This window comes from Agrobacterium sp. 5Ca50 (genome assembly GCF_055381905.1).
In genome coordinates this window covers 551,260-564,423 of sequence record NZ_AP026439.1, presented here as the reverse complement: position 1 = coordinate 564,423, position 13,164 = coordinate 551,260, and the positions used below count along the sequence as shown (strand labels likewise).

The following is a 13,164-nucleotide window of genomic DNA, read 5'->3' as shown; positions in this document are numbered from 1 at the left end:
AGCATTTTCATATAACTGATCGGCCCTGACGCAGGGCCAAGGAGAAACCCATGACGCTGAAAAACAAGCGCTGGGCCCTGACGGGTGCCGGCATAAGCCTTGCTGTGTCCGTTGCAGCCGCAGCTTTACTTTTTGAAATGAGCACGCAGACCAATGCAACTGCGGCCTCGACACCTGCCGAAGCACCAGCAATTCCGGTGACAGTGGCAACGGTACAAAGCCGTGATGTCATGCGTTGGGAAGAATTTTCCGGACGTTTGGAAGCGGTAGAACGTGTGCAAATACGCTCACGCGTCGCCGGTCAGGTGCAATCGGTTCATTTCCGCGAAGGTGCCCTCGTCAAGGCGGGCGATGCCCTCTTCACAATCGATCCGGCACCATTCCAGGCAACTCTGGCGGGCGCCGAAGCACAGGTTGCAGCAGCCGAGGCAAAGATTGGTCTGGCTCGTACAGAACTCGAACGTGGTCGCAGACTGTCGGATAACCGCACCATTTCACAAAGTGACATGGACCAGCGTCAGGGCGCATTCGCCGAAGCCGAAGCGCAACTGCGCGCCGCCCGTGCTGCATTGACCACAGCGCAAATTGACCTCGGTTACACCGAAATCCGCGCGCCTGTTTCCGGCAAGGTCGGCAAACTTGAAATCACCGTTGGCAACCTGGTTGCTGCCGGTTCTGCTGCACCGGCCTTGACCACACTGGTATCCGTCGATCCGATCTATGCCAGCTTTAATGCCAGCGAAGAAATGGTCGCAAAGGCGCTGTCGCAACTGCCTGTTTCCGCTTCAGCAATCCCTGCGCTTGAACAAATCCCCGTCGAGGCCGGTACGCTCGCCGATGAGGGAACACCGATCAAGGGTACACTGCACCTCGTTGATAACCAGGTCGATGCAGCCAGTGGCACAATTGGTGTGCGCGCCATCTTCGACAATCCCGATGGTCGCCTGATCCCCGGCCAGTTCGTTCGTGTCCGCATGGGTCAGCCAAAGGCTGAGAACCATATCGTCATCAGCGACCGCGCCATCGGAACAGATCAGGACAAGAAGTTCGTCTTCATTGTCGACGGTGAAAACAAGGTCAGCTACCGCCAGGTCAAGCCGGGTGGGGCAGCCGAAGGCGCACGCATCATCGAAAGCGGTCTTTCCGCCGGTGACACGATCGTCGTGAATGGCCTGCAGCGTATTCGCCCAGGCGCCACCATTGCGCCACAGGCCGAAGAGACCGTCGCAGCATCACAATAACCAAAGGGCAAAGGCGGGCCTGACCCGCCTCGCCCAATCATCTAAAAAAATTCGCCATTCGGTGGTCCGGTGCCACCGAAACGGCTCTCTGTATCCAGAATTTAACCGGAGAGGACTTTGTTATGAACATCTCCAGATTTTTTGTCGATCGACCGGTCTTCGCCGCCGTTCTGTCGGTACTGATCGTGGTTGCGGGCCTACTTGGTATGCGCGCTCTACCAATTTCCGAATATCCGGAAGTCGTGCCACCATCGATCGTCGTGCGCGCCACCTACCCTGGCGCCAATCCCAAGGTCATTGCCGAAACGGTGGCAACACCGCTTGAAGAACAGATCAACGGCGTCGAAGACATGCTATACATGTCCAGCCAGGCCACGTCTGACGGCGTGATGACCCTGACAGTCACCTTCAAGCTAGGCACCGATCCCGACAAGGCACAACAGTTGGTGCAGAACCGTGTTTCGCAGGCTGAACCCCGCTTGCCTTCAGAGGTACGCAGCCTTGGCGTAACAACCGTCAAAAGCTCTCCCGATCTGATGATGGTGATCCACCTGGTTTCGCCAGGTGATCGTTACGACCTGACGTACCTGCGTAACTATGCCGTTTTGAACATCAAGGACCGGCTGGCACGCATCGAAGGTGTTGGTCAGGTACAGATCTTCGGCGCGGGCGACTACTCCATGCGCATCTGGCTCGACCCGCAAAAGGCAGCAGAACATGGTCTTGCCGCCGCCGACATCACCAATGCCATCCGTTCCCAGAACGTGCAGGCAGCCGCTGGTATTATCGGCGCTTCACCCAACCTGTCTGGCATCGACATGCAGCTCAATGTCAATGCACAGGGCCGTCTGAGCACGCCGGAAGAATTTGGCAATATCATCGTCAAGAGCGGCTCAAACGGTGCGATCACCCGTCTGCGGGATGTTGCTCGCGTTGAACTCGGTGCTTCCGACTATTCACTGCGCTCATTGCTGGACGGTGAATCTGCCGTTGCCATTCCCGTTTTCCAGGCTCCCGGCTCCAACGCCATTGCCATTTCCGACAGCGTTTCTGCCACCATGACAGAACTGCAAAAGGCAATGCCTGACGGCGTGAAGTACGAAATCGTCTACGACACCACACAGTTTGTCCGCTCGTCCATCGACAAGGTTATTGATACGCTGCTGGAAGCCGTTGCGCTTGTGGTGGTCGTCGTGATCCTGTTCCTGCAGACATGGCGCGCCTCGATCATCCCGCTGATTGCCGTTCCGGTTTCGATCATCGGGACATTTGCGGTCATGTATGTCTTTGGCTTCTCGATTAACGCACTCAGTCTGTTCGGGCTTGTGCTGGCAATCGGCATTGTGGTGGACGATGCCATCGTTGTGGTCGAAAACGTCGAACGCAACATCGAAAACGGACTGTCTCCACGCGAGGCAACCTACCGCGCCATGAAGGAAGTGTCCGGTCCGATCATCGCGATTGCACTGGTTCTCGTTGCGGTGTTTGTGCCACTGGCGTTTATCTCCGGTCTTTCTGGCCAGTTCTATCGACAGTTTGCGCTGACCATCGCCATTTCAACGGTTATCTCGGCTATCAACTCCCTGACATTGTCTCCAGCTCTGGCTGCTTTGTTGCTTAAGGGGCACCACGCTCCAAAAGACTGGCTGACACGTGGCATGGACAAGGTGTTCGGTGGTTTCTTCCGCCTGTTTAACCGTGGCTTTGGTGCTGCGTCTAATGGTTACGGTCGCAGCGTTGGTGGCTTGCTGTCACGCAAGAGTGTCGTCATGTTTGTCTACATGGCGCTGGCCGGTGCAACCTACGGCATCTTCAATGCCGTGCCCGGTGGCTTCGTGCCCGCACAGGACAAGCAGTATCTGATTGGCTTTGCCCAGTTGCCTGACGCTGCCAGCCTTGACCGCACAGAAGACGTCATCAAGCGCATGAGTGAGATTGCCTTGGCACAGCCAGGCGTCGAACACGCCATTGCCTTCCCCGGCTTGTCGATCAACGGCTTTACCAACAGCTCGAATGCAGGCGTAGTGTTTGTTGCCTTGAGCCCGTTTGAGGAGCGCAAGACGGCCGATCTTTCCGGCGGGGCGATTGCCATGTCGCTCAACCAGAAATTCGGCGCAATCCAGGATGCATTTATCGCCATGTTCCCGCCACCACCGGTCAACGGCCTTGGCACAACAGGTGGCTTCAAACTGCAACTCGAAGACCGGGCTGGCTTCGGTTACCAGGCACTTGATGAAGCCAACAAGGCATTCCTTGCAAAGGCCTATCAGGCTCCGGAACTGGCTGGTTTGTTCTCAAGCTACCAGATCAATGTGCCGCAGCTTTACGCGGACTTAGATCGTGCCAAGGCAGAACAGCTTGGCGTCTCAGTCACTGACGTTTTCGAAACCCTGCAGATCTATCTCGGCTCACTCTACGTCAACGACTTCAACGCGTTTGGTCGTACTTACAGCGTGCGGGTGCAGGCTGATGCCAAGTTCCGCTCGCAGTCCGAGGATATCGGCCAGCTGAAGGTACGCTCGGCAAGCGGCGAAATGATCCCCCTGTCAGCCCTGCTGAAGGTGGATGCCACAACCGGTCCGGAACGTACAAACCGTTATAACGGCTTCCTCTCGGCCGATATCAATGGTGGTCCAGCCCCAGGCTTCTCATCTGGTGAAGCACAGGCCGCGATTGAACGCATAGCCGCTGAAACACTGCCTTCCGGCATTGACTACGAATGGACCGACCTCACCTACCAGCAGATCCTGGCTGGAAGCTCAGGCTTCCTCGTCTTCCCGCTGGCACTTCTGTTGGTCTATCTGGTGCTGGCCGCACAATATGAAAGTCTGACACTTCCACTGGCGATCATCATGATCGTACCCATGGGTGTCCTGGCCGCATTGACCGGCGTGTGGCTGACCGGCGGTGACAACAACATCTTCACCCAGATAGGACTAATCGTTCTTGTGGGACTATCGGCAAAGAATGCGATCCTGATCGTGGAATTTGCCCGGGAACTTGAGTTTGAGGGCAAAACACCGGTTGCTGCGGCGATCGAAGCCAGCCGTCTGCGCCTGCGTCCTATTTTGATGACATCGCTCGCCTTCATCATGGGCGTGGTGCCTCTGGTCATCTCCACTGGCGCAGGTGCCGAGATGCGCGCTGCCATGGGCGTTGCGGTGTTCTCGGGTATGATCGGGGTAACGTTCTTCGGTATCTTCATGACACCGGTGTTCTACGTACTTGTTCGCAAGCTCACCGGAAACCGCGCACTTGTGCAGCACAAACATGCTGAAGAACAGGACGACAAGCCTCAGAGCCAGTCTGAGACAACAAAATCGCTGAGCATGTTTGGCTAAGAATGAACCGACGATAATGGAGGCGCGCGAAAGCGCGCCTCAACGCATACCCCTCAGCAATATTTTTGAAGAGAAACTTACACGCCAAACTCTGTCTAGAGAGAAAAAATCCTGATATGGCGAGGGCTTACAAAACCGACGTTGTCGATAACGTCGCCATAGCCTGATTGGAAAGACCATGACGAAAGTCTCGCCCCCTGATGTTGCTCGGATTAACGACCTCGTATCCGTCGTTCAGGACCTCACAGACCAAATCGAGCCGCAGTTGATCGAGATACGTCGGGATATCCACGCACATCCAGAAACGGGTTTTGACGTTACACGTACGGCCAATGTCGTGGCGCAAGAGCTTGAACGCCTTGGCATCGAACATCAAACAGGCGTCGGACGAACCGGTGTTGTCGGATTTATCAAAGGTGGTCGCCCTGGCAAGACCCTTGTTATTCGTGCGGACATGGATGCCTTGCCTATTGAAGAGCAGACCGGCCTACCCTTCGCCAGCGTCTACGAAGGCAAGATGCACGCCTGCGGCCATGATCTGCATACCGCAACCTTGATTGGCATCGGCAGTGTATTGAAAACAATCGCGCCGCATCTTGCAGGCAATGTAAAACTGATGTTCCAGCCTGCAGAAGAAACGCAGGAAAGTGGCGCGCGTGCCATGATTGCCGACGGCATCCTCGATGGTGTCGACTTGGCCCTTGGTTTCCACAATCATCCGGATGAACCAACCGGCACCTTCAGTTTTGTTGAAGGCATTGCCAATGGCTCGTCTGACGAGTTCGAAATAACAGTGCACGCACAATCCGGTCATGCTGCACGGCCTCATCATGCCGTCGATCCAATTGTCGCTACGGCTCAGCTCGTACTTCAGCTGCAGACCATTGTTTCGCGTGAAGTTGATCCCATGCACACCGCGGTTTTGACCGTCGGTGCTATTCATGGCGGCAACACTCACAATATCATTCCAGATTCAGTAATGATCATGGGGACGGTTCGTTGCCAGGATCCAGGCACCCGGGATGTCATTGAGGCGGCCGTGCGCCGTATATGCGCTGGGTTGGAAGCCTCTATGCGTGTCAAAACCGAGGTCAATTACGTGCGCGGCGTTCCATCAATGGTGTCGGACCCATTTTTGATCGAGGCAACAACAGCCGCCATCCACGAGCGATATGGCGACGTGATGTTCAAGCGCCAAGCCAGCCTGGGTTCCGAAGACTTCGCTCTGGTCGCGGAAAAGGTACCGTCATTCCAGCTTGGCATCGGAGCGTCTCAGGAGGGCCGCCACGACAAGCTGCACAACTCGGATTACCAGCCGGATGAACGGTGCATTGCCAACGGCGTCGTGGCGTTGTCACTGACGGCTGCGCGTATCTTGTCTTGAGAGACTAAGGGGCGGCCAGATAGGCCGCCCTTCAATTATGCGTTTGCTTTAATTGCAAAGATACCGTGTTGAAAGAGCATGAATGTGGTTGGTGCCGATGCCGCAGCAGCCGCCAATGATTGAGGCGCCGTTATTGACCCAACGCTTCGCCCAGTTGCCGTAAGATTCTGGATCGAGATCAGCACGAACTTCTGTCACCGTTGCGTTTGCTTCTTCATCACCCTGTTGTGATGGGAACGCATTGGCGTAAACTCCGACAGGGATGTCCTTGCCCAGATCCGAAAAGACCTTGCTTGCGGCCGCAATGGCAGCATCCATGACCTCTGGCATAGCGCAGTTGAACAGAAGCGCTTCTGCACCGAGTTCAGCGGCAAGGCGGGCGCCGTCCGCAACTGTTTCGCCAGACCTGAGCTGCGCTTCTCCCATTTCTTCGGAAGAGACATCGTCGCGCAATGTATAGGAAATCCAGAGCGGCTTGCCTGTATGCCGAATGGCCTGATGTGCCGCCTTTACCTCGATAAGACTGCTCTGCGTTTCCGTGAGCCACAAGTCCACCGATGGCTCAAGTGCTTCCACCAGTACTCCGAGCAGTTCACCGGCACGCGCCGGATCAAAAAGTTCAGGCTGGTAGGAGCCAAAGACAGGTGGAAGCGAACCAGCAACCCTTACACTGCGCGGCGCGGCATCAGCGGCTTCACGCGCCAGAGTGCCAGAAAGAGCTGCAAGCGTACGCCCGTCTTTGGCAAAGCGATCTTCGCCAATATGAAAAGGAACAACGGCATAGCTGTTGGTCGTGATTACGTCCGCGCCGGCTGCAATATATTCGTCATGGACTTTACGAACATATTCAGGCCCTTCGATAAGTGCCAGTGCCGACCACTCCGGTTGCCGGAATGGTGCGCCAACACGTTCCAGCTCACGGCCCATGCCTCCGTCCAGAATAATTGTCTTCTTGCTCATGGCGAAATGTCCTTTTCAGTATCAAAATTTCTAGAGGCTCTGCCGTGCAGCAACGACGCTGTCGAGCCACCCCGTGGCCATTTGGGGAACGGATGCGAGAAGTTTGCCGGTATAATCGTCAAATGGCGGGCTCAGCACATCTGCCTTCTGTCCGTAACGAACCACCCGTCCCTTATGCATGACCGCGACCTTATCGGCGATTGCGCGCACAATCGCCAAATCATGGGTTACAAACAGATATGACGTGCCGTTTTCGGCCTGCACACGCCGCAGCAAATCGAGAATTCCCTCTGCCACCAGTGGATCAAGTGCAGAGGTTGGCTCGTCACAAAGCATGAGTTTGGGGCGTGCAGCCAAAGCGCGAGCAATACAAACCCGCTGCTTTTGTCCGCCCGAAAGGTCTGTCGGATAACGGGCCTGAAGAGTTGGTGACAATTCGACAAGCTCGAGCAATTCTTCGACAGCCTTGAGGCGTTCTTTGCCCCGCATGCCAAAATAAAACTTAAGCGGACGACCGATAATGTCAGCCACTGTCCGGTTCGGATTAAGTGCCAAATCTGGAAGCTGGCTGATCATCTGTATGTTGCGTAATACGTCCTTCGGGCGGTCACCAACGCGTGAAGCGAGTTGAACCCCTTCGAAATGAATCTCACCCGCCGCACTCAATAAGCCGCTGACCACCCGCGCAAGCGTCGACTTGCCCGAACCCGATTCCCCGACAATCGCCGTTGTCCGCCCTTTTTCGACATCTAGAGAAACATCGGTCAGTACAGGGACTGAAGGGTCATAGGCCGCAAATACGTTCTTCACAGAAAGAAGAGCAGTGGTTGATGATCGCTCCTCTGTTTCGTTCTGCCTGGCCCCCAATAGTCGTTTTGTATAGTCCTGTTGAGGTGCCTCAAGGAGGTGCGCCGCTGGCCCCGCTTCAACCATTCGCCCGTGACGAAGAACCATCATCTCGTCTGCAACTTGCGCAACGACAGCAAGGTCATGGGAGATGTAAAGCGCAGCAGTTCCGGTCGTCGCAATCGCATTTTTTATGGCGATAAGCACTTCAATCTGTGTCGTCACATCAAGGGCGGTCGTCGGCTCGTCGAAGACGATCAAGTCGGGTTTCGGGCAAAGGGCCATAGCGGTCATTGCGCGCTGAAGCTGACCACCGGATGCCTGATGGGGATATCGCTCACCAAAACGATCGGGATCGGGAAGCCCCAGCATTGCGAAGAGTTCAATGGCCCGCTTGCGTGCATCCGGCTTTTTCATCACGCCATGCCAGACGGTTGCCTCAATGACCTGGTCGATCAATTTGTGGGCAGGATTAAAGGCCGCTGCAGCCGATTGGGCCACATATGTGACCTTGCAACCGCGCAGTTCTTGTCCTTTTCCCGCAGCGAGAATGTCTTTTCCGTCGAGAAGAATATGTCCGCTGGCGATATGAAGACCATTGCGGACATAGCCGAGTGCCGCAAGACCGATGGTGGATTTGCCAGCACCGGATTCACCGATGAGGCCAAGAACGCGCCCCTTCTGAAGACGCAAACCGATACGGTCGACAACAATGCCTTCAACCGATCTGATTTCGAGATCGGTAATTTCAAGCGCGATTTCAGTCATCCTTTTTGACGCCTCTCATTACGCCGCGCTTGCGCTGCCCAATCCAGTCAACAATGAAGTTGATGCTGATAGCCAATATCGCGATGGTGGCGCCCGGGATGAGTGCCGCAAATACGCCGAACATCAAACCATCCTTGTTTTCTTTGACCAGGCTTCCCCAATCAGCCACCGGAGGCTGAACACCAAGGCCGAGAAACGACAGGGTCGATAAGAACAGGATGGCGAAGACGAAACGTAGGCCCAACTCTGCCAACAAAGGAGAAATAGCGTTGGGAAGTATCTCGTTAAAGATGATCCACAGTTTGCTTTCGCCGCGCAGGCGCGCAATCTCTACATAGTCTAGCACAACAAGGTCAGAGGCAATTGCGCGGCTGACCCGGAACACGCGTGTGGCCTCCAGTACAGCCATTACAGAGATCAACACAAACACACTCTTGGGCAACACAGCCAGAACAACCAGAGCGAAAATAAGCGTCGGTATCGCCATCAGCAGATCATTTGTGCGCGATAACACCTGGTCCCGCCACCCACCCGAAAGGGCGGCCAGGAAGCCCAACGGCACGCCGAATGCAAACGCCAGAATGGTTGCTGCCCCAGCGATGGACAAGGTCAGTCTGGTTCCCCAGATAACCCGGGACAAAAGATCTCGGCCTATGTTGTCTGTACCAAGAAGAGCCTGCTTCGAGGGGCCTTCCCATACGCCGCCAACAATTTCCGATATGGGATGCGGAGCAATGAAGTTTGCGAAAACCGCAATGAAAAGAAAGAATGCGACGCCGCCAAAGCCGATGACCGCGAGAAGACGTGAAGTTGTCCTTTGTCTCATCGCGGATGCCTCAATCTTGGATTGGTCAGCATCACCATGACATCGGCAATAATATTCAGTCCGATATAAACGGCAGCAAAGATAAGGCCGCATGCTTGCACCACGGGCACGTCACGTTTGGCGACATGATCGACCATGTATTGTCCCATGCCTGGATAAACAAATATAACCTCGACTACGACCACGCCAACGACGAGATATGCCAGGTTCAAGGCAATGACGTTGACCACGGGCGACAAGGCGTTCGGCAAGGCATGCTTCAAAAGAATTTGCCACCGCGGCAAGCCTTTTAACTGCGCAGTCTCGATATAGGGTGAAGACATAACAGCCATCAGAGAGGCACGTGTCATTCTCGCCATATGCCCTGTCACAGCAATCACCAACGTCATACAGGGAAGCGATACCGCAACCAACCGTTGCCAGCCACTCATGGACGATGTCACCAAGGCACTCGACGGCAAAAGCCCAAGCGAGACCGCCAGATAAGCGATCAATATGTAGGCGACGAAAAACTCTGGCAGCGAAATTGTGCCTAGAGTTGCCACTGCAATCGTTCTGTCGACAGCCCGCCCCGCATACAGCACGGAAATGATGCCGAGTATAAGCGCCAATGGAATGGCAAACAGGGCAGATACTGAAGCCAGATACAGCGTGTTGCCTAAGCGAGGCGCGATGCTTTTCGCGATATCCTGTCTGTTTGAATAGCTGCGTCCGAGGTCACCCTGAACAGCATTCCCAAGCCATTCGCCATAACGCTGGATAGCAGGCCTCTCCAAGCCAAGCTCTTTGCGAATGCTCTCAACCGCCTGTGGCGTTGCCTGCTGACCAAGCATTGCTGTCGCGACATCACCGGGCAATATCTGCGTTCCCGCAAATATTACGACAGACGTAGCCCAAAGCAGCAAAATCCCCAAAAGTAGCCGACGGACAATCATCGACATCAATCCGCTGCTTTGCCAGATGCGCGCCGCAGATCGCCGGAATGTAAACTGGGAGGTCTGAGCGCTGTGCGCTGTCTGTATTGGCTTTTGTGTCATCACAGTCCGGTGTCAGGTCTTGCAGGGTTCGGCATTTTTTCCGCCTGCAAGGTATAACGAAATGGCAGCGATAAACCGTCTATATGGTCATCGCTGCCATTTCCATGTCTTGACGGAAAATAAGGCTTATTCTTCGAGCCAGACCTTTTCCGCAAGGCGATAGCCACTCATGTCGCCGCCACCGGGAATGGAAACATACCCCTTAACCTTGCCGTTTGCCGCAGCGAGATTGTCGGTGAAGACAGGGATCAATTCCCCACCCTCCTCAACGATTAGGACCTGCATATCATGGTAGATCTGCTTGCGTTTTGTCTCGTCGAGCTCCACGCGCGATGTTGCCAGCAATTTATCGAAGGTCTCGTTCTTCCAACCTGTTTCATTCCAGGGCGCATCGCTCTGAAGCAGCATGGAAAGCATAGCGTCGGCTGTTGGCCTCACGGACCAATTGGATGCAACAAATGGCTTTTTAAGCCAGACCTCATCCCAATAACCGTCCGATGGCACACGCTCGACATCGATCGTAATGCCAGCCTTTGCGGCGGAAGCCTGATACAATTGCGCAGCATCGGCTGAACCGGTGAAGCCATTATCAGAAACGCTGAGCGGGATAGAGCCAGAGAAACCGGACTTTTTCAGATGGAAAGCTGCCTTCTCCGGATCATATGCACGCTGTGGCACATCCTTTGAATAAAGCGGGTTCCAAGACGGAATAGGATGGTCGTTACCAACAGCGCCTGTGCCGACGAGCAGGCTTTTCTGGAGCTCCACTCGGTCAATCGCATATTTCAGTGCAAGACGCAGGTCATTGTTCTTAAGAAGCTCCGAGTCTGTGCGCATCGGGAAGCAATACATCGAGTTCTCAGGCGTGCGAAGAATCTGGATGTCTGGCCGGCTTGTCAAACGGCTGACAATACGAGGCTCGACGGCATTGATGATATGTGCCTGACCGCTCATCAGGGCGGCAGCGCGCGCGGTTGCATCATCCATCGCAATTGTTTCGACGGAATCGACATTGGCCCGGTCGGGGTGCCAGTAGTTCGGATTACGCCGCGTCAGCGCGCGCACACCGGGTTGGAAATCCTCAAGAACAAACGCACCGGTCCCGATACCCTTGTCGAAATCCTCTCCCTCTGGGCCGATCCCCAGATGGTAGTCAAGAAACGCAGACGGGAAGTCCACATTGCCAGCCGTCAGGGTAACTGTGATCTCATAGGTGTCCGATGCCACAATATCGCTTACAGCCAGCAGCACACCCTTACCACCCGACTTGGTGTCCTCGCCGCGATGATGATTGAGTGAGTAAACGACGTCTTTGGCGGTTAATTCCTTGCCATTGTGGAACGTCACACCTCGCCGCAAACGAAATACCCATTTGCTAGCGTCCGGATTAGCAGGCTCCCAGGTCTCTACCAAAGCGCTCGTCAGCTTTCCATCCGGCCCAAGCTCCAAGAGCGTATTAAAAAGCTGGAAGCCTACAGTATACATATAGGCCATGGTGTAGGATGCCGGATCAAGGTGATCAGAGCTCGAAGCGGAGTGCATCGCTATGACGAGATGGCCACCCTTGCGTGGGCCTGCGTCCTGCGCCCGTGCGGCAGACGGAATGAAAAGCCCAGAAGACGTCAACCCAAATCCAGCCGCGGCGACCGCCGTAGCGGATAGGCCCAGGAACTGGCGTCGAGAGTGAGCTTGCGGAACGAGGAAATTTTTCTGATTTGGCATGATATAACTTCGCGGTTTATGAGATATATTTTCTCTTCTGGAGTGGTTGATCTCATCGTTGACGCGGCTTCGCAAGCCATGGCGACCTGAAAAATACGATTATTTTAGAACATCTTTTCAGTAGATGACTTCCAGTCCATCGGGTGAGCAGCGGCAGTGAACGTCTACCCGATCAGCGTCTTCGGTGATTGTCGAAAATCCAACCGACCAACCGATGTACCTTTGCTCAACCAGAAATTTTAAAAAGAGCTTTGAAGTCGATATCGCGAGCCCGGGTAAAGAAGTCTCACGGACGAGGCCACCTGATTTCCCGACCATGTCCGGCGGCGAACCAGAAGGCACGGTTCTGACCGCGCCACCGAAAGAAGCTTGCATTCCCATGGCTGCGGCAACACCGCTTCGATGAATTGCTCCGTGCGTATGATCGGTGCGACCCGCGTCAGAAAAGCGTTCGGCGTTACGACCGTAAAATCCTGCTCCAGATAGTCAGGTGCAATATCGGGATTAACGAAGCGGTCCTCGATCTGGATCGGCACATCATCTTCATGATGCGCGATGATGGTGTGGAAGGCGATATTTCCGACCTTGATCTCCAGTGCTTCAGCCAATTCCGGTCCACAAGGTTCTTTCTGGGCGAGAATCAATTCGGCACGATGTGTTGCTCCCCGCTCGGCAATTTCATCGGCAATGTTGCGAACGCCCATAAATTTGGCACTGCGCTTTTTTGGCGCAACAAACGATCCGCGCCCCTGCACACGCACAATCACGCCTTCACTGGCCAACTCCCGCAGCGCCCGGTTGGCGGTCATGCGGCTGACACCCAAAACGTCAACCAACTCATTTTCCGAAGGAATACGCGAGTTAACCGGCCACTCGCCCGATTCGATACGTGCCTTTATCTGGGCTTTCATACGCTCGTATAGCGGCGCCTCGCGTGCGCTGGCATCCTTGACGATAGCCTCGACTTCAGCCTGCGGCATACAATGGCATCCTTGTTACAGTCCTCATCTGCATACAAAATATGCAGCCGAAATTTAAG

General features: G+C 54.9%; 9 protein-coding genes. 3 read left to right on the top strand and 6 right to left on the bottom strand.

Features of this window, described 5'->3' with window-relative positions; translation table 11 throughout:
• The first annotated feature begins 50 nt into the window (after positions 1 to 50).
• The 3 genes from ACZ5FM_RS20180 to ACZ5FM_RS20170 all read left to right on the top strand — a co-directional run bounded on the left by ACZ5FM_RS20180 (position 51) and on the right by ACZ5FM_RS20170 (position 5,966).
• On the top strand, positions 51 to 1,241 hold the full coding sequence (locus ACZ5FM_RS20180; protein WP_259149781.1) for an efflux RND transporter periplasmic adaptor subunit: 1,191 nt from the start codon (positions 51 to 53) through the stop codon (positions 1,239 to 1,241).
• Between the two features lie 122 nt (positions 1,242 to 1,363).
• Entirely contained in the window at positions 1,364 to 4,582 is a 3,219-nt protein-coding gene (locus ACZ5FM_RS20175; protein ID WP_275642492.1) for an efflux RND transporter permease subunit, read from the top strand.
• A 178-nt stretch (positions 4,583 to 4,760) separates the two neighbouring features.
• Entirely contained in the window at positions 4,761 to 5,966 is a 1,206-nt protein-coding gene (locus ACZ5FM_RS20170) for a M20 metallopeptidase family protein (RefSeq protein WP_250985694.1), read from the top strand.
• 48 nt (positions 5,967 to 6,014) lie between these two features.
• Here ACZ5FM_RS20170 and ACZ5FM_RS20165 read toward each other — a convergent pair whose 3' ends face one another.
• The 6 genes from ACZ5FM_RS20165 to hutC form a co-directional block, all read right to left on the bottom strand.
• Complete coding sequence (locus tag ACZ5FM_RS20165) at positions 6,015 to 6,926, bottom strand: homocysteine S-methyltransferase family protein (protein WP_250985693.1); 912 nt, start codon at positions 6,924 to 6,926, stop codon at positions 6,015 to 6,017.
• A gap of 30 nt (positions 6,927 to 6,956) precedes the next feature.
• Positions 6,957 to 8,540 (bottom strand): ABC transporter ATP-binding protein, encoded by a 1,584-nt coding sequence (locus tag ACZ5FM_RS20160; protein ID WP_464040544.1) that lies wholly within the window; start codon positions 8,538 to 8,540, stop codon positions 6,957 to 6,959.
• Positions 8,533 to 9,366: an ABC transporter permease gene (locus tag ACZ5FM_RS20155; protein ID WP_464040543.1), complete on the bottom strand. Its 834-nt coding sequence runs from the start codon at positions 9,364 to 9,366 to the stop codon at positions 8,533 to 8,535. The genes ACZ5FM_RS20160 and ACZ5FM_RS20155 overlap by 8 nt, the downstream gene beginning before the upstream one ends.
• The gene (locus ACZ5FM_RS20150) at positions 9,363 to 10,307 is read right to left on the bottom strand and encodes an ABC transporter permease (protein WP_312947506.1); all 945 of its coding nucleotides are present in this window, start codon (positions 10,305 to 10,307) and stop codon (positions 9,363 to 9,365) included. The genes ACZ5FM_RS20155 and ACZ5FM_RS20150 overlap by 4 nt, the downstream gene beginning before the upstream one ends.
• A 222-nt stretch (positions 10,308 to 10,529) precedes the next feature.
• Positions 10,530 to 12,125, bottom strand: coding sequence for an ABC transporter substrate-binding protein (locus ACZ5FM_RS20145; protein ID WP_464040542.1), 1,596 nt, complete (start codon positions 12,123 to 12,125; stop codon positions 10,530 to 10,532).
• Positions 12,126 to 12,364: 239 nt separating this feature from the next.
• A complete protein-coding gene (gene hutC, locus ACZ5FM_RS20140) occupies positions 12,365 to 13,105 on the bottom strand; it encodes a histidine utilization repressor (protein WP_259149792.1) in 741 nt (246 codons plus the stop codon).
• Between the last annotated feature and the right edge of the window lie 59 nt (positions 13,106 to 13,164).

Coding starts and splice junctions, on each gene's coding strand:
- ACZ5FM_RS20170 (WP_250985694.1), top strand. CDS start 4,761: ATGACGAAAGTCTCGCCCCCTGATGTTGCTCGGATTAACGACCTCGTA.
- ACZ5FM_RS20165 (WP_250985693.1), bottom strand. CDS start 6,926: ATGAGCAAGAAGACAATTATTCTGGACGGAGGCATGGGCCGTGAGCTG.
- ACZ5FM_RS20155 (WP_464040543.1), bottom strand. CDS start 9,366: ATGAGACAAAGGACAACTTCACGTCTTCTCGCGGTCATCGGCTTTGGC.
- ACZ5FM_RS20175 (WP_275642492.1), top strand. CDS start 1,364: ATGAACATCTCCAGATTTTTTGTCGATCGACCGGTCTTCGCCGCCGTT.
- ACZ5FM_RS20160 (WP_464040544.1), bottom strand. CDS start 8,540: ATGACTGAAATCGCGCTTGAAATTACCGATCTCGAAATCAGATCGGTT.
- ACZ5FM_RS20150 (WP_312947506.1), bottom strand. CDS start 10,307: ATGTCGATGATTGTCCGTCGGCTACTTTTGGGGATTTTGCTGCTTTGG.
- hutC (WP_259149792.1), bottom strand. CDS start 13,105: ATGCCGCAGGCTGAAGTCGAGGCTATCGTCAAGGATGCCAGCGCACGC.
- ACZ5FM_RS20180 (WP_259149781.1), top strand. CDS start 51: ATGACGCTGAAAAACAAGCGCTGGGCCCTGACGGGTGCCGGCATAAGC.
- ACZ5FM_RS20145 (WP_464040542.1), bottom strand. CDS start 12,125: ATGCCAAATCAGAAAAATTTCCTCGTTCCGCAAGCTCACTCTCGACGC.